This is a genomic window from Geothrix campi, assembly GCF_024609265.1.
Taxonomy (GTDB): domain Bacteria; phylum Acidobacteriota; class Holophagae; order Holophagales; family Holophagaceae; genus Geothrix; species Geothrix campi.
In genome coordinates, this window is sequence record NZ_JANHMP010000001.1 from 1,329,870 (window position 1) to 1,348,824 (window position 18,955).

Annotated in this window: 15 protein-coding genes; 11 read left to right on the forward strand and 4 right to left on the reverse strand. The window is 67.3% G+C overall.

Annotated elements, in window-relative coordinates:
• Window positions 1-108 precede the first annotated feature (108 nt).
• Window positions 109-1,893: an acyl-CoA dehydrogenase family protein gene (locus NOV65_RS06090; RefSeq protein WP_257305136.1), complete on the forward strand. Its 1,785-nt coding sequence runs from the start codon at window positions 109-111 to the stop codon at window positions 1,891-1,893.
• 82 nt (window positions 1,894-1,975) lie between these two features.
• Here the strand turns inward: NOV65_RS06090 and NOV65_RS06095 are convergent, their stop codons facing one another.
• The 3 genes from NOV65_RS06095 to NOV65_RS06105 form a co-directional block, all read right to left on the reverse strand.
• Window positions 1,976-3,979, reverse strand: coding sequence for a DUF6600 domain-containing protein (locus NOV65_RS06095; protein ID WP_257305137.1), 2,004 nt, complete (start codon window positions 3,977-3,979; stop codon window positions 1,976-1,978).
• Window positions 3,980-4,080: 101 nt separating this feature from the next.
• Window positions 4,081-4,767, reverse strand: a complete 687-nt coding sequence (locus NOV65_RS06100; RefSeq protein WP_257305139.1) for a hypothetical protein — start codon at window positions 4,765-4,767, stop codon at window positions 4,081-4,083.
• Entirely contained in the window at window positions 4,743-5,522 is a 780-nt protein-coding gene (locus NOV65_RS06105; protein WP_257305140.1) for a TatD family hydrolase, read from the reverse strand. The genes NOV65_RS06100 and NOV65_RS06105 overlap by 25 nt, the downstream gene beginning before the upstream one ends.
• Before the next feature lie 83 nt (window positions 5,523-5,605).
• Here NOV65_RS06105 and NOV65_RS06110 point away from each other — a divergent pair, with 83 nt between their 5' ends.
• The 3 genes from NOV65_RS06110 (at window position 5,606) to mobA (ending at window position 10,355) form a co-directional block, all read left to right on the forward strand.
• A complete protein-coding gene (locus NOV65_RS06110; RefSeq protein WP_257305141.1) occupies window positions 5,606-8,662 on the forward strand; it encodes a sensor histidine kinase in 3,057 nt (1,018 codons plus the stop codon).
• Window positions 8,663-8,736: 74 nt separating this feature from the next.
• Window positions 8,737-9,783, forward strand: coding sequence for a GTP 3',8-cyclase MoaA (gene moaA / locus NOV65_RS06115; RefSeq protein ID WP_257305142.1), 1,047 nt, complete (start codon window positions 8,737-8,739; stop codon window positions 9,781-9,783).
• A complete protein-coding gene (gene mobA / locus NOV65_RS06120) occupies window positions 9,780-10,355 on the forward strand; it encodes a molybdenum cofactor guanylyltransferase (protein WP_257305143.1) in 576 nt (191 codons plus the stop codon). Before moaA ends, mobA begins: the two co-directional genes overlap by 4 nt.
• Here mobA and NOV65_RS06125 read toward each other — a convergent pair.
• Complete coding sequence (locus NOV65_RS06125; protein WP_257305145.1) at window positions 10,352-10,729, reverse strand: (2Fe-2S) ferredoxin domain-containing protein; 378 nt, start codon at window positions 10,727-10,729, stop codon at window positions 10,352-10,354. The genes mobA and NOV65_RS06125 overlap by 4 nt on opposite strands.
• Before the next feature lie 286 nt (window positions 10,730-11,015).
• Between NOV65_RS06125 and NOV65_RS06130 the strand changes: the two genes are divergently transcribed.
• From NOV65_RS06130 to NOV65_RS06160, 7 genes are all read left to right on the forward strand, one after another.
• Window positions 11,016-11,336: a c-type cytochrome gene (locus tag NOV65_RS06130; RefSeq protein ID WP_257305146.1), complete on the forward strand. Its 321-nt coding sequence runs from the start codon at window positions 11,016-11,018 to the stop codon at window positions 11,334-11,336.
• 62 nt (window positions 11,337-11,398) lie between these two features.
• The gene (locus tag NOV65_RS06135; RefSeq protein ID WP_257305147.1) at window positions 11,399-13,114 is read left to right on the forward strand and encodes a DUF3373 domain-containing protein; all 1,716 of its coding nucleotides are present in this window, start codon (window positions 11,399-11,401) and stop codon (window positions 13,112-13,114) included.
• Between the two features lie 66 nt (window positions 13,115-13,180).
• Window positions 13,181-15,367 carry a molybdopterin-dependent oxidoreductase gene (locus NOV65_RS06140; RefSeq protein WP_257305148.1) on the forward strand — a complete coding sequence of 729 codons (2,187 nt, stop codon included), beginning with the start codon at window positions 13,181-13,183 and terminating at the stop codon, window positions 15,365-15,367.
• Window positions 15,368-15,385: 18 nt separating this feature from the next.
• Window positions 15,386-15,931 carry a 4Fe-4S dicluster domain-containing protein gene (locus tag NOV65_RS06145; RefSeq protein WP_257305150.1) on the forward strand — a complete coding sequence of 182 codons (546 nt, stop codon included), beginning with the start codon at window positions 15,386-15,388 and terminating at the stop codon, window positions 15,929-15,931.
• 9 nt (window positions 15,932-15,940) lie between these two features.
• Window positions 15,941-16,921 (forward strand): NrfD/PsrC family molybdoenzyme membrane anchor subunit, encoded by a 981-nt coding sequence (nrfD, locus tag NOV65_RS06150; RefSeq protein WP_257305151.1) that lies wholly within the window; start codon window positions 15,941-15,943, stop codon window positions 16,919-16,921.
• An 11-nt stretch (window positions 16,922-16,932) separates the two neighbouring features.
• Window positions 16,933-17,520: a TorD/DmsD family molecular chaperone gene (locus tag NOV65_RS06155; RefSeq protein WP_257305152.1), complete on the forward strand. Its 588-nt coding sequence runs from the start codon at window positions 16,933-16,935 to the stop codon at window positions 17,518-17,520.
• A 47-nt stretch (window positions 17,521-17,567) separates the two neighbouring features.
• The gene (locus tag NOV65_RS06160; RefSeq protein WP_257305153.1) at window positions 17,568-18,947 is read left to right on the forward strand and encodes a sigma-54-dependent transcriptional regulator; all 1,380 of its coding nucleotides are present in this window, start codon (window positions 17,568-17,570) and stop codon (window positions 18,945-18,947) included.
• The last annotated feature ends 8 nt before the right edge of the window (window positions 18,948-18,955 follow it).

Below are 18,955 nucleotides of genomic sequence, written 5' to 3' on the forward strand. Positions count from 1 at the left end.
CCAGAGACGGCGCCTACCCGAAGTATCCCCGGCATTGACCAGAGGTAGAGGCTAGGCAAGAGTCGCGGCGCCGCCCATCGTGATCCCTACCCAATCTGGAGGACAGAGATGAGCACCACCGCTGCAGAGCAGGTCAAGGGGGGGAGTTTCCTGTTGACCCCCATCGGGGCCATGCCCCAGTTCACACCGGAGGAATTCGGCGACGACGCCAAGGAATTCGCCCGGGCGGCCAAAGACTTCATCCAGGGCGAAGTCCTGCCCCAGGACGAAGCCATCGACAAGCTGGATCTCCCCCTCACCATTTCCCTCATGAAGAAAGCCGGTGAACTGGGCCTGCTGGGCCTGGAGATCCCCGAGGCCTACGAGGGCATGGACGTGGACAAGCGGACCGCCATGCTCGTGCTGGAGGAGATGAGCAAGCAGGGCAGCTTCGCCGTGAGCTACAGCGCCAACACCGGCATCGGCACCCTGCCCATCGTCTACTTCGGCACCGAGGCCCAGAAGAAGGCCTACCTGCCCAAGCTCGCCACCGGCGAGTGGCTGGCAGCCTACGCCCTCACCGAGGCCGGCAGCGGTTCCGACGCCCTGAGCGCCAAGGCTACGGCCGTGCTGGACGGCGACACCTGGGTGCTGAACGGCACCAAGATGTGGATCACCAACGCCGGCTTCGCCGATGTGTTCATCATTTTCGCCAAGGTGGACGGCAAGGACTTCAGCGCCTTCATCGTCGAGAAGACCGATCCCGGCATCAGCACCGGGGCCGAGGAAAAGAAGCTCGGCATCAAGGGCAGCTCCACCCGCACGGTAATCCTCGAGAACTGCTGCATCCCCAAGGACCGGCTGCTGGGTGAGCTGGGCAAGGGCCACAAGATCGCCTTCGGCATCCTGAATATCGGCCGCTTCAAGCTGGGCGTCGGCAGCCAGGGCGGCATGAAGCGGATCCTGGAATACGCCATCAAGTACACCTCCGAGCGCCAGCAGTTCGGCAAGCCCATCAACTCGTTCGGCCTCATCCAGCAGAAGCTGGCGGACATGGCCACCAAGATCTTCGTCTGCGAGGCCCTGAACTTCCGCACCACCGGCTACATCGACGAGGCCTTGCACGCCACCAACTGGGACAGCCCCACCGCCGGCGCGGACAAGATGGCCGCCATCGACGAGTACACCATCGAGTGCAGCATCTCCAAGGTGTGGGCCAGCGAAGCCCTCTTCTCGGTGGCGGACGAAGCCGTGCAGGCCTATGGCGGCTACGGCTTCAGCGCCGAATACCCGCCCGAGAAGGCCCTGCGCGACTGCCGCATCAATCGCATCTTCGAAGGCACCAACGAGATCAACCGCCTCCTCATCGCCGGCACGCTGCTCAAGCGCGCCATGAAGGGCGACCTGCCCCTCATGCAGTTCGGCCAGCAGGTGGCCAAGGAGATCTCCAACCCGATCAAGCCCGAGGCCTTCACCGGCCCCCTGGCCCGCCTGAAGCACGGCGTGGAACTCAGCAAGCGCCAGTGCATGCTGGCTGCGGGCCTGGCCGTGCAGGTCCTGGGTCAGAAGCTCATCGACAACCAGGAGGTCATGGCCCGCATGAGCAACATGCTCATGGAGATCTACGCCATGGAAAGCGCCGTGGTGCGCGCTGAGCGCATGGTGGAGTCCGGCCACCGCTGGGCGCAGATCGCCCGCGACATCACCGAGCTCTACGTGAACGAGAGCTGGCACAAGGTCCACGGCGACGCCCGCATGCTCTGCGCCGACGTGGTTGAAGGCGAGGCCCTGCGCCACGCCCTGGCCGGCGTGAAGGCCTTCACCGAGTTCCATCCCACCAGCAGCGCCCGGCTGCGGGGGCGCATCGCCTCGGAGCTGATCCAGAAGGGAAGCTATCCGGTCGAGGTGATCTGACGTCTGCGCCACCGCTACACGGCGGCAATAACAGAATGGGCCCCGTCGGGGCCCATTCTGCATTCCAGGGGTGGTTAGCTGCTCAGCGCCGGATCTCGCGGCCGCCGCCTCGGCTTTCGCCACGCCCTTCACCGCCGGACGGCCGGGAGGGCGCGGGAGCGGGACGGGACTCGGGGGCGGGGCGAGACTCGGGAGCTGCCTCCCGGCGTTCCTCGCGGGGCGGGTCGACCCGAGGCGCGGGGCGGGACTCCCGCTCGACGGGCCGAGGCGTAGGGTCCGGACGCCGTTCCTCCCGTTCAACGCGCGGCCTAGGCTCCGCGGGGCGTTCCCTGGGCGCGGATTCCATGCGGCGATCCTGGGAAGGCCGGGACTCGTAGGTTCGTTCCCGAGGGGCGGGATCGGGCCGCCGCTCATCCACCCGGGGTCGGGCTTCCGAGGGTCGTTCCCTGGGCGCGGAGTCGGGGCGCCGGTCCTCGACCCGTCCGCGGGGTTCCGTGCTGCGGGTGCCAGGAGCCGGATCGGCCTTGCGTTCCTGGGGCGCGGGCAGTTCCCGGGCGCGGTCGCGCGGCCGATCCTCGAAGCCCCGCTCACGGGGCGAAGCGGGGGGCGTGACGGACCGTTCGGTCCCCTGGACGCGCCGACCGCGGTCCTCGAAGGGCACCCGGGCGGGGGTGCCAGCCGGGGTTCCGGCGGGGGCGCCGGGGCGGCCGCCCGCGACTGCAGGCGGGGCCTCACGGCGGATGATCGTCCGGCCCGTGGCGGTCTGGGCCTGGCGCTCATAGGTCGCCAGTCGCTGACGGTTCACGTCACGCTGGAAGGCCGTCTGCATCTGGCCCGGGTTGCGGAATTCGGTGTGGGAAACGACCAGGGGGGACCGTTGCCACGGCGCCCGCAGGTCGCGGCCACCGCCGCCCGTCCAGGTGGTGCTGCCAGTGGCTCCGTTGAAGCTGCGGATGACGTTGACATCGGAATAGATGTGTCCGCGCACGTTGCCCACGTTGATGTAGTTCACGGACACCACGTTCCAGGCGTAGCCGCCGCCCCAGGCGCCGTAGCCCCAGTGGCAGGGGGTGTTGTAGTAGCCCAATGGCGCCCAGCCGTAGTACCCGGGGGTGTAATTCCAGGCTACCCAGGCGGGACTGTAGTAGACGCCGGGGATCCAGAACCAGCCCACGCCAAGACTCCAGTGCCAACGGCCATGGTGGTAGGCCACGTAGGCCCAGGGCTCATCGGAGATCCAGGTCATGCCGCCGGAATAGGGTGCCCAGCGACCCTCGTAGTAGGGGCGCCAATCCTCGGCGACGCCATTGGGCTGCCAGACCCAGCCGAATTCCGAGGACTCCACCCAACGCCCGTTGCTATCGAGGTCATCGGCGTAGTAGCGGATCTCGGCGGGCACCCGGTCCCAGCTCTCGCCGCGCCGGATCACCATGGCCCGCTCGCTCCAGCGGTCGAAGTCGTCGCCCTCGTAGGTGTTGAATCCGCGCACGCGATCCAAGCCATCCTGGGGGCTGTATACCGTCAGGCGCTCGCCGGCGACGATGCGGTTCTCGTCACGCTCGTTGGCGAAGGTCACCCGGCCGCTGTGCACCTTCAACCGCACCACCTTGTCCCGCTCGGCCTCCACGGTGAAGGCGCCCTTATCGAAGCAGGTGGCCGTGCCCGAAGGGGTGTCCACCCGGAAGCGGGCGTCCGACTGGCCGCCCAGCAGCACCCGCAGCCGGCCGTAATCCAGGCGCAGCAGGACCTGCTTCTCGCCCTTCTGGTCGGTGAAGAGGGCCGCCACGGTGAAGCGGGTGGCGCCACCGAAAGCGATGCGGGTGCCATCGCCCAGTTGCAGAACGCCACGACCGCGGCTTTCCACGACATCGCCTTCCGCGATGGGCGTGCCACGGCTCAGGGTCTCGTCCACCTCGCCCTTGCGGATGCGGACTTCGCCTTCCAGGGTCCGCACCATGGCGTAGCGTTCCGGCGCCTCGCCCTGGTAGGTTTCATCGTCCACGGGAGCTTGCGGGGCGGCACTCACGAAAGCAGCGGGCAGCAGCAGCGCTACGGCGATCCGGGAATGGGTGAAGGTCGCGTTCATGTGGGCCTCCGATCGATTGGATGCCGCCCCCATAGGGTCGGTTCCGAGTGGGTAGACAGCCAGGGTCATGCCAGTTTTCTTAAATCATCAGTTTTCAGGCTTCAGTCTTTCGGGAAGGGGGCGAGGGCGGTCCCCACTTTGGGTGGGTTCGGCCGGGGGCCCAGGGCGGCCAGGCGAGGCAGCAGGCCCATCCAGGGGATGGACCACTGGCGTGGAGCCCCCTTTTCCACATCTCCTGCAGCCACTTCGAGCCGATCCGGGAGGAACCGGATCCGCAAATCACGACCCGGCGGCAGGGGCAGGTGGATCACTTGGGCTGTGGCGGGATGCACCACGGTCAGGAAGCCTTCGCCATCTTCCAGGACCCAGAGCAGGCCCCGGAGGAAGGGCCGGAAATCGTCCGCGCCCCAGCGCAGCCCCCCCAGGCCCTGGCCCAGCGGTGAATCCGCGGGGAAGCCCCAGGTGCCCCAGGCGGTATCCAGGGGCACGCCGCCATCGCGCCAAGCCCGCAATGGCCGGCCCGGCAGTCCCGCCAGCAGAAGGACCAGCCCCCGGGCATCGCTGATCCGCAGGGTGCCGTCCCCGGTCAGGAGTACGGTCATGGGCCCCTGGGAGGCCGTGGGAAGCCCCGGCACCACGGCTGGGGGAACCCAGGGTTCCGCCTGCCAGTCGAGTGGGGAGGCGCGCTCCCAGGGCAGGGCCTGATGTCCCTGGGCGCTCGAACCGGGGTCGGAAGGTGGCGTGGCGGCCAGGACCGCACTGATCAGGAAGAGGGCGCCCAGCCGCACAGGGCCTCCAGATTGCGAGTGGTCAGTTCGGCCAGCTTCAGGGACGAGATCCCGCGCAGCTCGGCCACGGTCTCGGCGGTGTACCGCACGAAGCCCGGTTCGTTCGGCTTGCCCCGGTAGGGGACCGGCGCCAGGAAGGGCGCATCGGTCTCCACCAGGATGCGGTCCGCCGGGGCCCAGGCCGCCACGTCCCGCACGGCCTCGGCCTTCTTGAAGGTGGTGATGCCGGAGAAGCTCAGATAGAAGCCCAGATCCAGGGCCTTCATCGCGAAGGGGCGATCCTCGCTGAAGCAATGGATGCTGCCCCGCACCGCGTCGGCGCCCTCCTCCTCCAGAATTCGCAAGGTGGCCTCCGGCGCGGAGCGCGTGTGGATCATGAGCGGCTTCCCGAGTGTCCTGGCCAGTCGGATCTGGGCTCGGAAGACCGCCTCCTGCTCCTCCCGGGGGCTCAGGTCATAGTGCCAGTCCAGCCCCGTTTCGCCCACGAAGCGTACCGCCGGATCGGCCGCCAGGGCGGCCAGGGCGGCCCCCGTATCCTGCGTCCAGGTCTTGGCTTCGTGGGGATGCACCCCCAGGCTGGCCCGGACTCCAGGTAACCGCCGCGCAAGCTCAAGAACGGTGCGAGAATCCTCTAAATCAGTGCCAACGGCGATGAAGCCCGTCACGCCCTCGGCGCGGGCCCGGGCGAGAGTGGTTTCCACCTGGTCCTCGGCCAAGTAGGTCCCGGTGAGATGACAGTGCGCGTCCACAAGCATGCTTTCATAGTCCCATGCCTCCCAAGAATCACGGTATGCGCCTGCCGCGCCGATGATTCCCATGACCACGGATCCCCCTTTTTATGCGTTCACTCCGCCCCCTGCTCGTCTGGCTCTGGCTGGGCCTCGCCGGCGCCCTCCCGCCCCTCGCGGGACAGCAGCCCGCGTTCCGGCGGTTCGGGCTGAGGGATGGCCTGCCCCAGAGTCAGGTGACGACCCTGCTCGAGGACCAGCGTGGCTTTCTGTGGGTGGGCACCAACACCGGGGGCGTCGCCCGCCTGGGGGCGTCGGGCTTCCAGACGTTCGCCGGTCCCCAGGGGCTCAAGGCCCTCTTCATCCATGCGCTCCTGGAGTCTCCTTCGGGCAGCATCTGGGTGGGCAGTCAGGAGGGCGTCTCGGAAATCCGCGGCGAGACGGTCCTGAACTACGGCCTGGATCAGGACGCGGAGACTTTCGAGGGGCGGACCCTCGGGCTGGATGACCAGGATCGCGTGCTGGTGGGCAACCGCCAGGGGCTCTTCCGGCTGGAGGACGGCCGGTTCGTGTCGGTCCAGTTGCCCGCACCGTGGCCCGGAGGAGCGATCCGCCGGCTGGCCCGCGATCACGCCAAGGGCGTGTGGATCCTCGGACAGGACAACGTCGTGGCCCGCTGGGACCCCCAGGGCCTCCGCATGTATTCCCTGTCCACGACACATCCGGGCGGCAGCGTCCGCGACCTCCAGATCGATGCCCACGGGCAGGCCTGGCTGCTGCTCGACGCAGCCCTGCTGCGCATGGACCGGGGTAGGTGGGTGAACGAGGCCCTGACCGGCCTTCCCCGTGTCCCCCGCATGGTCAGCCTCCGGTTCAACCCCCAGGGCGAGGGCTTCCAGATCTCCCTGGGCGGCGACGGGGTCCTGGTGCGGGAACCCGATGGACGCACCCGGATGCTCACCGCAGAGACCGGGCTTCCGCGCGACCGGATCTTCATCGCGATGCGCGACCGCCGGGGCGTGCTCTGGGTCGGGTCCGACGGCGATGGACTCGCGGCCCAGGCCTTGCCGGAACTCCTGACGCTGGATGGTTCCAACGCCATCGCGGGAAAGGATCTGGCCGCGGTGTCGGGCATCCTCGAATTGGCCCCGGGCAAGTACCTGCTGGCCGCCAGCACCGGCGTCTACCTCGTGGAGGAAGGCCGGAACATCATCGGCCACTGGGCTCAGCACGAAGGCCTGCCGGCCACCGAGACCTGGGGCATGCTCCCGGACGGATCGGGCGGCGTCTGGGTGGGCACGGACCGCGGCCTTGCCCGCTGGAGAAACGGCCGGGTGGCCCCGGCGGGCCCTCCCCAGATGTCGAAGGCCGCCGTGCTGACCCTGGTCCGGAATGGGACAGACATCCTGGCTGGCACCGATCTCGGCCTGTTCGAGCTCGACGCCCAGGGCCACCTCCTGGCCCACCACCGCCTGCCCCCCGAGGCCGGCAACGAGACGGTTTCGGACATCCTGCGCCATGAAGGCCGTCTCCTGCTGGCCACGGGCTACGGCCTCTGGGAGCTGGCCGGCGGCAAGCTCCAGCGGGCCTTTCCCGACGCGCCCTTCGCCACCTCCACGGTGACCGCCATGGCCACCGATTCCCGGGGGCGCCTCTGGATCGGCACCATGAAGGGGCTCCATCTGTGGCGGGACGGCCAGTGGGCCACCTTCGGACTCAACGAGGGCCTGCCGGACGAAGGGATCAATTTCATCACGGATGTGGGGCGGGGGCGGATGGCCTTCGGCCACAACAAGGGCGTGACCCTGCTGGAGGGCAGGAACCTCCACCACCTGAGCCGCAGCCAGGGCCTGATTTCCGAAGAGACCAACCATGACGGCTTCCTGCTGGATTCCAAGGGCCGCCTCTGGGTCGGGATGATCGGCGGAGTCTGCATCCTCCAGAACGTCCAGGGATTCCACAACACGCCGCTCCGCGCCCCCACGCTCCTCGAGGTGCGCTGGCCCGGCGGCTTCGAGGCCCTTCCCCGCGAGGCGAAGGTCCCTCCCCGCCCTGATTTTCTCGATCTCAGCTTCGAAACCGGAGATCCCCTGGTGCCCTCCCAGCTCCGCTACCAGGCCTACCTCCAGGGCGTGGATGAGGGCTGGCGGCCGGTGAACCAGGGCCTCACGCTTCAGTACCGGAACCTCAGGGCCGGCCACTATGAGTTCCGGCTGCGCACCTCCCGCGATGGTGTGGCCTGGGCCGAGGCGGCACCCGTCCCCATCGAGGTGGCTCCCGCCTGGCACGAGCGCTGGCTGGTGCGGGGCCTGATCGGGCTGGCACTGATCGGTCTGCTCGCATGGGCGCTCTGGTGGCGCGGACACAGCCTCGCCCTCCGTTCACGCGAACTCGAAGAAACCATCGAAAGCCGGACGCTCATGCTCGACCGGCAGAACCGTGCCCTGGAGCACGCCCACCAGCAGATCAAGCGCAGCCTCGAAAGCCGGCTCAGGCTGCTGGACATGGTCACCCATGACCTTCGCTCCCCCCTCACGACCATCCTCCTGACGCTCGATCGGCTACGGGAGCTGGTGCCCAGCGCCAGCGTGAACCTGCTCGACGTGATGGAGCGCGAGGCGAACCGCATTGAAACCCTGGTGCGGAACCTGCTGGACCAGAGTCGCTCCGAGGCGTTGCTCCAGAGTCTCAAGCTGGTCCCCACCGTCCCCGCCGAAGTCACGGAGGGGTTCGAGGATGTGCTGCGCCTGAAGGCCGGGGCCAAAGGCATCGCCTTCCACCTGGAGGTCTCCCCGGATGCGGAGCGGGCGCACATCCTGGCCGATGCGGCGACCCTCCACCAGGTCATGCTGAACCTCTTCGAGAACGCCCTGAAATTCACGCCGACCGGCGGCCAGGTCGGCATCAGGTCCTCGGTGGACCGGCCCGCTGGGCTCTGGCGGCTGGAAGTCTGGGATACCGGGCGGGGCCTGGACGCCTCCAAGATCCAGGAACTGCTCCAACCCTTCCGGCAGAACCAGGCCTGGGATTCGGTCCAGGGATGGGGCCTGGGGCTCTCCATCTGCCAGAACATCATTGATGCCCATCGGGGGGAATTGAGGATCGACAGCGAACCTGGCCGGGGCGCCCGGTTCCGGGTGGAACTCCCCTTGCAGGAACCCGAATAGCGGCTGTGACCAAGGGCATAATCGCCGGGCGGGATCGGAGCATCCCGCGCATCCTGGGTGGACCTGGAGACTCCGTGCCCTCCTCTTTTCCCATGCCGATCAACAACCAGCCGCCCCGCATGCTGAGGCTGAAGGATGGCCTCAAGGACGGGCTGGGGCGGGCCATCACCTACCTTCGGGTTTCCGTGACGGAGCAGTGCAACCTGGCCTGCGTCTACTGCAAGCCACGGACGGGGGCCCTGGAGCGCGCCGAACCACCCGCCATGAGCCGGAACGAACTCGTGCAGGCCGTCCAGGTCTTCACCTGCCTCGGCATCCGGAAGGTGCGCCTCACCGGCGGCGAGCCGCTGATGCGCCGGGACCTGGAGACCATCGTCGCCGGCATCAGCCCCGAGGTGGAGGGCCGCGTGCACCTCACCACCAACGGCTTCCACCTGGCCCGCCGGGCCCGGGGCCTGCGGGATGCCGGACTGAGCGGCGTGAACGTGAGCCTGGATGCCGCCGAGCGCGGCGCCTTCGAGCGCCTCACCGGCAAGGATGGGCTCTCCCGCGTGCTGGCCGGGATCGAGGCCGCCCGGGCCGCCGGCCTCAAGACCAAATTGAACGCCGTGGTGCTGCGGGGCTGGAACGAGGACCAGATCCTCCCCCTGGCCCGCCTCGCCCAGACCGAGGGCATCCAGGTCCGGTTCATCGAGTTCATGCCCTACCAGGGCAATGGCTGGGGGAAGGACCAGTTCATGCCCGCCAGCGAGATCCTGGACACGGTCCGCGAGGGCCTCGGCACCTCGCTGGAGGAGGAGCCCGTGGTCGGCCTTGAGGAGGGCCCCGCACGGATCTTCCGCCTGCCTGGCAGCGAAGGCAAGGTGGGCGTCATCTCCACCCTCAGCGCCGACTTCTGCGACCGCTGCAACCGCGTGCGGCTCACCAGCCGCGGCGAGTTGAAGGCCTGCCTCTTCGGCAACAAGCCCGTGGACCTGCTGGAACCCCTGCGCAACCACGCCTCCCACGAGGACCTGGCCCGGCTCATCCGCCAGGCCCTCACCGAAAAGCTGGACTGCCATCCCATGCGCCGGGGTCAGAACCCCGACCTGGCGAACGGCATGTGGCAGGTGGGCGGGTGAACCCCCAAGGCACCGGCCTGCTGCTGCTGAGCGGCGGCCAGAGCCGCAGGATGGGAGCGGCCAAGCACGCCCTGGCGCACCCTGCGGGAGGCAGCTGGGGCGGGCGCCTGGTCGAGGTCTTCGAGGCCGTCTTCCCAGGCGCGCCGATCCAGATACTGGGGGACCCACTTCCCGACCGCCCGGACCTCGCCGTGCTCGAGGATCCCCGCGAAGGCCCTGCGAAGGCGCTCCGGACCTGGGCTGCGCTGGAGGCGCCCGCCGTGCGCCGCTGGTGGGTGGTGGCCTGCGATCAGGTGCGCTGGACCCCCTCGAGCCTCCAGGCCTGGGACCATCGCGCCGAAGCCGCCGACCCCCGGACCCGCCATTGGGTCGTGGCCCAGCATGGCGGCCGCCTCCAGCCTCTCGGCGGGTGGCTGCCCGCCGCCCTCCGCCCCGCCGTGGCTGGCTCAACGACCCGGTCCCTCACGGCCCTGACCGAATCCCTGCCCCACCTCGTCCTGTCTTGCGACGGCCCGGAGTGGATGGACGTGGACACCCCGGAGGAACGGCGGGCGTTTGAGGATGAATCCTAGCCCAGGCGCTTCCGCACCAGCCGCTCCACGGGCACACCGCCCTTGAGATGGCTCTCGATGATCTCGGGCACGTCGGCGGGCGTGACATGGGCGTACCAGATGCCGTCCGGGTACACGAGCACCGCGGGCCCGATGGCGCAGAAGCCCACAGAGCCGCAGTGGATGCACTGGACCTCGCCCTCCCGGTTGCCTTTGTAGAAGAGCAGTTTTTCGTCGATCAGCCTGGCCTTGAAGGCCTCCAGCACGGCTTCCGAGCCGTTGGCGGTGCAGCTCTTCCCCGTGCACACCAGCACCTGCCGCTTCAGCGCGTTCCCCATCACGGGCGTCACGGCGGCATCCTGCTCGGGCGTGGGAAGGGGACGGGGTGAATCCATGGAGAGCCTCGCGAAATCACACAATAGCAGCCCTTCCCCGCTCCACACGGGAGGTTCCAGATCCATGCCAATCGAAGGTTTTGAATCAAATTACTTAGTGGTTATTTAATTATTAGTGACCATGATCACGAACGACTTGACCTCGTTATCCACCAGTTCATCCTCTATCCAGCGGCGCTCCTAGCGCGCCCGTAGCAAGCTTCCACAGGATCCCCGGGATCCAGTGCCTTCGGCCTGCCCGGCCGGGCGCCATCCCTCTTCACCCAACGCAGAAAGGATGTGCTCCATGCGGAACTCCCTGAAACTTTTCGCCGTGATCGCCGCGCTCTCGGCGTCACTGGCCGCCCAGGGCGGCAGCGACACCAAGGGCAAGTTCTTCTTCAAGAAGAACTGCAAATCCTGCCATGCGGCCGGCGGCAGCGCCAAGGAGATCACCCCCCTCTCCAAGACCCAGGCCCAGTGGAAGGCCTACTTCGCCGCGGGCAAGCACAAGAAGGGCGCCGAGCGGATCGATTCGATCGTGAAGCCCGAGCAGGTCAAGGACGTGCAGACCTTCCTGGTGAACCACGCTTCCGACTCCCCGCAGCCCGAAACCTGCGGCGGCTGATCTTCGTTCCACCGTCCCTTGACCCCCTGCCCCTAATCCCCCCCACCCCGGAGACTCCCACCATGAACTCCCGAATCGCGCTTGCCCTCGTCGCCATGCTGGCGCCCGCGGCTCTCAGCGCCCAGTCCAGCCAGGACCTGCAGAAACAGATCGAGCAGCTGAAAGTCCAGCTGAAGGCCGTCGAAGAGAAGGCCGCCGCCGCGCAGGAAGTCGACACCCGCCTGACCAAGGTCGAGACCAAGGTCGCCGGCGACAACATCCAGTGGGGCGGTGACCTCCGCACCCGCTTCGAAAGCAGCCAGTGGCACTTCAAGCCCTACAACCAGTTCATGGGCTTCGCCCAGAACCCCGGCATCCCCGGCAACCCCTACCCCTTCATGGCGCTGACCCAGCAGGTGCCCGCCCAGGACTGGAGCAACTCCGTCCAGTGGTCCACCCGCCTGCGCCTCAAGATGGGCATCACCATCAACGAGCACGCCAAGATCATGGGCCGCCTGACGATGTACAAGGTCCACGGCGGCGCCGATGTGCCCACCTTCAATGGCTCCCCGAACACGGTGCAGAACTCCTTCAACAGCGCCAAGGTCCCGGGCACGGATGTGCTCCGCGTCGAGCGCGCCAGCCTCGTCTATGACTTCCCCGTGGGCATCCTCTCCATCGGCCGCCAGAACACCTCGGACGGGCCCCCGTTCGAAGTGAAGGAGGGCGTCGAGCGCCAGGCCACGCCCCAGGCCCTGGCCGTGAACGCCATGGTCGACGGCATCGGCTTCAAGTTCCAGCTCGACAAGATCGGCCTGCCCGAGGGCACTCTGCTGGGCATCTGCTACGGCGTGGGCTACGAGTCCGGCTTCGGTGGCGGCGGCAGCGTCAACGCCAGCGCCGCGCCCGTGGGCTTCAACTTCACCAACGTGGATTGGGCCTCCCCCACGCAGCCCAACGCCCAGAAGGCCACCCTGCAGGTCAACAGCATCGGCCCCCTGAAGGACAGCACCGTGCTGGGCGCCATGTTCGACATGCCCCTGCTCTTCCAGATCGGCGAGAGCGTCCAGAGCACCAACCTCTACATCGGCTACAACCGGATGGGCAACCTCACGGACATCCCCTTCGGCAGCACCAACAACTTCCCCGTGCCCGCCATGCCCGGCATGGGCGGCATGCCCGCGATCCAGTACGTCACCGCCACGAACAACCTGGGTGACATCGACCAGTGGACCGCCACCTGGAAGCACAAGGTCGGCGACAGCTTCACCTACTTCGCCAGCTACGGCCACATCAAGAGCCTGCCCAACGGCAAGATGAGCCAGTACGGCGCCTACTGGACCATGCCCGCGGCCATGGGCGGCCAGACCCAGCAGCTCGCCGGCTTCGGCGGCCTCCTGGGCGACGCCAACAAGAGCCAGACCGCCAGCGCCTACTACGCCGGCTTCCGCTGGGACCCCACCGAGAAGATCGGCTTCGGCGTCGAGTTCAACCACGGGTCGCCCCGGTGGTGGACCTACAGCCCCGCCACCGGCGAGGCCACCGAGAAGCTCGGCACCCGCGGCGACGTGTGGGAGGGCTACATCCACTGGCAGTTCGCCAAGAACGCCGCCTTCCGCCTGGGCTACCTGGACTACAAGTACAGCCACGCCTTCAGCGGCTGGCACATCTCCCCTGGCCCCGCCATGCCCGGCCAGTCCTGGGAGGACGCCTACGACCTGAGCAAGAACCCGATGCTGCAGTACGGCTTCCCCGCGACGGTGAAGACGACCTACGCCTCGATCGAAGTGAAGTTCTAGAAGCCTGAATGACCCGGGCCGGGGGGGCGACCCTCCGGCCCTTCCTCGATCACCAGGGAGACCACGATGGGAACGATTCGCATGGATCGCCGGCTGTTCCTGAAAAGCGCGGGCGCCACCGCCGGGGCCGTCGCCGCCACACAGGTGGGATGCCTCAAATACTTCAAGAAAGGGCGCAGCTCCGCCGCAGAAACGAAGGAGATCCCGACGACCTGCGAGCTGTGCCCGAACAAATGTTCGGCCATCGCGGTGGTCGAGGGCGGCTTCGTCAAGAAGCTGAACCCCAACCCCGAGAACCCGAAATCCCGTGACATGCTGTGCGCCCGCGGCAACGCGGCCATCAAGCAGGTCTACGATCCCGACCGCCTCAAGCAGCCCATGATCCGCGTGGGGGCCCGGGGCGAAGGCAAGTGGAAGCCCGTGAGCTGGGACGAAGCCTTCGACTTCGCCGCCAAGAAACTCTCGGAAGTGAAGGGCAATTACGGGCCGGAAGCGTCCCTCTGGTCCTCCACCGAAGGCTTCCAGGAAGTCTTCTTCAAGAACCTGGGCCTGGCCTTCGGATCGCCGAACCTCGTGCGCCATCCCACCCTGTGCCTGGCTTCGGTCAACCTGGCCTACAGCGCCACCTTCGGCACCGTGCCCAGCTTCGATCTGCTGAACAGCAAGTTTGTCATCATGTCCGGCGCGAACCGCTTCGAGAGCATCATCACGCCCGACACCATGGACCTCATCGGCGGCGTGATGGAGCGCAAGGCCAAGCTGGTCTACCTCGATCCCCGCTTCACGGTCACCGCCGCCAAGGCCGACGAGTGGTACCCCATCAAGCCCGGCACCGACCTGGCGTTCATCCTGGCCATGATCCACGTGATCATCGCCGAGAATCGCCACAGCAAGGACTTCGTGGCCGCCTACACCACGGGCTTCGAGCAGCTCACCGAGCACGTGAAGCAGTACACGCCGGAGTGGGCCGAGAAGGAGACCGAGATCCCGGCCAAGGACATCGTCCGCATCGCCCGCGAGTTCGCCGATGCCGGTGCCCGGGCCCTCTACTATGCGGGCCGCCGGTCCTCCTGGTACCAGAACGACTTCCAGATGCGCCGCGCCCAGGCCATCCTCAACGCCATCGTGGGCAACTGGGACCAGATGGGCGGCATGGTGCCGAACGCCAAGCTTCCCAAGGGTGAGTTCCTGTTCATGCCCTGGGACGAACCCAAGGCGCCCCGGGTGGATGAGATCAAGACGGCCTTCCCCCTGGCCGCCGCCGGCGACGGCGTCTACCTCAAGCTGCGCGAGAACGTGCTGAGCGGGAAGCCCTACCCCGTCAAGGCCTGGATGGTCTACAAGCAGGACCCCATGAACTCCCTGCCCGACCAGGCCAAGACCCTGAAGATGATCGAGCAGATGGACTTCATCGGCGTGATCGATGTCCAGATGAGCGACATGGCCTGGTATGCCGACGTGGTCTTCCCCGAGAGCGCCTACCTGGAGCGGACCGATCCCGTCGAGGTCATGCCCGGCATCTGGCCCGCCGTGGTCTACCGCCAGCAGGTAGTGAAGCCCATCCACGACACGAAGCCGAACCTGGAGATCGTCCAGGGCCTGGCCAAGCGGCTTGGCCTCGGGGACTACTTCGACTACACCATCGAGCAGTGGGTGGAGGCAGAGTTCAAGGACCTGCCCATTCCCATGGCCGCCGAGCACATGAAGAAGCACGGTGTCTGGGCCGCCAGCGGCCAGCCCAGCTACGGCAAGACTCTGACCCCCGACCACCGGTTCGTCACCAAGACCGGCAAGATCGAGATCTTCTCCGAGCGCCTGCAGGAGGCGGGTTACGATCCGCTGCCGGTCTACGCAGCGCCTGTCCAGCCGCCCGGTGACCGGTTCCGGCTGATCCTCGGCCGCGTGGGCTACTTCACCCACGCCAACCAGTCGAACAACGTCTGGCTGCACGAGTTCATGAAGGAGAACGACCTCTGGATCAACCCGAAGCCCGCAGAGCGCCTGGGCATCCGGGACGGCTCCTACGTGAGCGTCAGCAGCAGCGTGGGCAGCGTGAAGCTCAAGGCCCGCGTCACGGAGGAGATCCGCCCGGACTGCGTGTTCATGCTTCACGGCTTCGGCAAGAAATCGAAGATGCAGAGCCTGGTCTACAACGTGGGCGCCAGTGACGCGGTGATCCTCGAGACGGCCTGGGACAAGGTGTCCGGCAACGCCGCCTTCCACGAAACCTTCGTCAAAGTCGCGAACGCCTGAGGGGGGTGAACCATGGCCATGAAGAAGAAGCGTTACGCCCTCGTCGTCGACTCCAGGAAATGCATCAACTGCAAGGCCTGTGTCGTCGCGTGCAAGGCCGAGAACAACGTCCCCATCGGGAACTTCAGGAACCGGATCAACGAGGAACGGAAGGGCGAATACCCCAAGCTCAGCATCAACTTCGAACCGGAGCAGTGTCATCACTGCGCCGAACCCTCCTGCGTCCGCGTGTGCCCCACGGGCGCCTCGTGGCAGCGCAAGGACGGCATCGTCCTCGTCAACTACGACGAGTGCATCGGCTGCCGGTACTGCATGGTCGCCTGCCCCTACGACGCCCGCTACTTCAACGAGGAACAGGGCGTGGTGGACAAGTGCACCCTGTGCAGCCACCGGGTGGACAAAGGCAATGTCCCCGCCTGCGTCGAGACCTGCCCCTCCAAGGTGCGCGTCTTCGGCGACCTGGAGGACACCTCCAGCCGGATCCATGAGTTGCTCGCCACGCGGCGCTACCGCGTGAAGGAACCCCAGACGGGCAACGGCCCCCAACTCTACTACCTGCTCTAGGAGGAAGACATGCACGAGTTCAATTGGGGCCTCCTCATCGTCATCTACCTCTTCCTGGGCGGGCTTTCCGCCGGGCTCTTCTTCGCCGCCGGTCTCGCGGACTACATGACCGTCGATGACAAGCCGGTCTACGCGCGCGTGGCCCGCATGGGCGCCTTCCTCGCGCCCTGGCCCGTGGCCATCGGCTCGGGCCTGCTCATCCTCGACCTGGGGAACTGGTACCGGTTCTACAAGCTGTTCATCCACTTCCGGTGGGAGAGCCCCATGTCCATCGGGTCGTATCTCCTGACGATCTTCACGGTGATCGCCTTCCTCTACCTCTTCGCGTGGCTCACTGCCGACGAGCGCCAGTGGCTGTTCAGCAAGGTGCCCGCCACCTGGAAGCAGGTCCATCGCCTGAACGTGGACATCTCGTCCTGGCGCGGGAAGATCGCCATGGTGGGTTTCCCCTTCTCCATCGGCGTGGGCATCTACACGGGCGTGCTGCTGGGTGCCGTGTCCGCGCGCCCCTTCTGGAACACCAACCTGGTGGCCCAGATGTTCCTGTTCTCCGCCCTTTCCAGTGGGGCCGCGGCCCTCATGCTGGCCATGGTCCTGAACAAGAAGAGCCCCGCCGAGAAGCATGAGATCAAGTTCCTGGTCACCCTGGACGTGGTGTTCATCTCGCTGGAGCTGTTCATCATCCTGCCCTACCTGATCCACGGACAGCTGTCCTCCCTGGCGGTGAAGCAGGCCCTGGGGCTGATTCTGGGCGGCCCGTACACCTTCGTCTTCTGGGGCCCCTTCCTCGTCATGGGCCTCCTGGTGCCGCTGGCCATCGAGGTCTACGAACTCGCCCCCAACATCTTCAAGGGCCACGAGTTCCACGGCAGCCGCAACCTGGCCCTCACCGCCGCCGGCCTGGTCCTGATCGGCGGCTTCCTGCTCCGCTACATCTTCGTCTACGCTGGCCAGGTGAGCAGCTTCCACCAGATGGGGCTGCTCCGCTAAAAGGATCACCCATGCCACTCGCGCTCCTGGCGGACCTCGCCCAGATCCTCGCCGAAGTCTTCCTGGAACCCGATGCCGACCTCAAGGAGGGGCTGGGGCAGCTGCTGGCCAGCGGCCCCGGCCCCTCCCTGGCCTCGCCCCTGGCCCGGATGGTGGAACACACTCTCCCGGCTCAGGACCAGCCCGTGGAGTACGCCCGGCTCTTCCACCACGCCAAGGACACGGACACGATCCACCTGTTCGAGTCCGTCCAGGCGCGGGGCCACCACATGGCCCCCGAGGTGCTCGAGCCCCTCAAGGCCATCTACGACGAGGCCGACATCTCCATCCAGGAGGACCTGGCCGTTCCGCCCGACCACCTGGGGCTGGAACTCGCCTGCCTGAGCTACCTGCTGGGTCAGGTCATCGAAGGGGATCTGGCAGAGCGAACCCTGTTCGTGGAACTGGCCCGGCGCCTGCTCCGGGAGCACCTGCGCCCCTTTGTGGCCGCGGTGGCTGAGCAGCTCCCCCAGGTCCAGGCCCACCCGTACTACCAGGCCGCCGGGGAACTGGCCGGCGCCCTCTTGCCGGAAACCGAGAAGGCGCTGGCGGAATTCTAGCCAACCCCCTGCTGGACAAAGGCTTGCTCCGCACCCAGCATGGAGCCATGAGCGTCCCCACGACCATCCTCCTGGTGGATGACGAGCCGGGTATCCGGCGGTCCCTGGGCGAAGCCCTCAAGGATGAGGGTTACCACGTCGTGAAGGCCGAGCGGGGCGAACAGGCCATCGACCTGCTCCACAACCCCGATGGCGAAGGCATCCAGCTCATGCTGCTCGATGTCTGGCTGCCTGGGCAGGACGGCCTGGAGACGTTGAAGCAGGCCAAGCAGGTCAGGCCCGACCTGCCCGTGGTGATGATCTCAGGGCACGCGAGCATCGACACCGCGCTGCAGGCCACCAAGCTGGGCGCCTTCGACTTCCTCGAGAAGCCCATCGACCTCGACCGCCTGCTGCTGGTGACGGGGAACGCCCTGCGGCAGTCGAAGCTGGAGCGGGAGAACCAGCGGCTCCAGGCGGAGGTCGAGGGTGGGCGCTTCTTCCTGGCGGACAGCCCTGCCATGAAGCGGCTCATGGCTGATGTGGCTCTGGTGGCGCCCACGGAAGGCCGCGTGTTGCTTACCGGCGAGAACGGCAGCGGCAAGGAGGAGGTGGCACGGCTCCTCCATCTGCAAAGCCCTCGGAAGGATGCGCCTTTCGTCGAAGTGAACTGCGCCGCCATTCCCGAAGAACTCATCGAGAGTGAGCTCTTCGGCCACCTGAAGGGCGCCTTCACCGGGGCCGTGCGCGACCAGAAGGGCAAGTTCCGCGAGGCGGACGGCGGCACGCTCTTCCTCGACGAGGTGGGCGACATGTCGCTCAAGACCCAGGCCAAGGTCCTGCGCGCCCTCCAGGAGGGCCGGGTGGAACCCGTGGGCGGCGGTGGTGCCGTGGGGGTGGACGTGCGCGTCATCGCCGCCACCAACAAGGATCTGGCCGGGGAGATCTCCAAGGGCCGCTTCCGCGAGGATCTCTACTTCCGGCTCGCCGTGGTGCCCCTCCGCATCCCGCCCCTGCGGGAGCGGCCCGAAGACATCCTGCCCCTGGCTGAGGCCTTCATCAGCCGCATCGGCCGCCAGTACGGCCGCCCGCCCAAGCACCTGGGCCCCGAGGCGAAGGAAACCCTGCTGCGCCACGACTGGCCCGGCAACGTGCGCGAGCTGAAGAACCTCATGGAGCGGGCCGTCATCCTGGGCCGCGGCGCCGAGATCGGCCCCCGCGACCTGGGCCCCCTGGCCGCCCGGCACCTGGCCGAGCCCGACCCCTTCTCCTTCCCCGAGTTCCCCAGCCTCAAGGAGGCCCGCGACTGGTTCGAGGCCCAGTACCTCCAGCGGGAGATGCGCCTGCAGAATGGCAACATGACCCGTGTGGCCGAGCGCGTGGGCGTAGACCGCTCCAACCTCTACAAGCGCCTCAAGGCCCTGGGCATCGAACCCAGGGAGAGCTAGGCAGGGTC

Coding starts and splice junctions, on each gene's coding strand:
- NOV65_RS06090 (WP_257305136.1), top strand. CDS start 109: ATGAGCACCACCGCTGCAGAGCAGGTCAAGGGGGGGAGTTTCCTGTTG.
- NOV65_RS06095 (WP_257305137.1), bottom strand. CDS start 3,979: ATGAACGCGACCTTCACCCATTCCCGGATCGCCGTAGCGCTGCTGCTG.
- NOV65_RS06105 (WP_257305140.1), bottom strand. CDS start 5,522: ATGCTTGTGGACGCGCACTGTCATCTCACCGGGACCTACTTGGCCGAG.
- NOV65_RS06110 (WP_257305141.1), top strand. CDS start 5,606: ATGCGTTCACTCCGCCCCCTGCTCGTCTGGCTCTGGCTGGGCCTCGCC.
- NOV65_RS06125 (WP_257305145.1), bottom strand. CDS start 10,729: ATGGATTCACCCCGTCCCCTTCCCACGCCCGAGCAGGATGCCGCCGTG.
- NOV65_RS06130 (WP_257305146.1), top strand. CDS start 11,016: ATGCGGAACTCCCTGAAACTTTTCGCCGTGATCGCCGCGCTCTCGGCG.
- NOV65_RS06135 (WP_257305147.1), top strand. CDS start 11,399: ATGAACTCCCGAATCGCGCTTGCCCTCGTCGCCATGCTGGCGCCCGCG.
- NOV65_RS06140 (WP_257305148.1), top strand. CDS start 13,181: ATGGGAACGATTCGCATGGATCGCCGGCTGTTCCTGAAAAGCGCGGGC.
- NOV65_RS06145 (WP_257305150.1), top strand. CDS start 15,386: ATGAAGAAGAAGCGTTACGCCCTCGTCGTCGACTCCAGGAAATGCATC.
- nrfD (WP_257305151.1), top strand. CDS start 15,941: ATGCACGAGTTCAATTGGGGCCTCCTCATCGTCATCTACCTCTTCCTG.
- NOV65_RS06155 (WP_257305152.1), top strand. CDS start 16,933: ATGCCACTCGCGCTCCTGGCGGACCTCGCCCAGATCCTCGCCGAAGTC.
- NOV65_RS06160 (WP_257305153.1), top strand. CDS start 17,568: ATGAGCGTCCCCACGACCATCCTCCTGGTGGATGACGAGCCGGGTATC.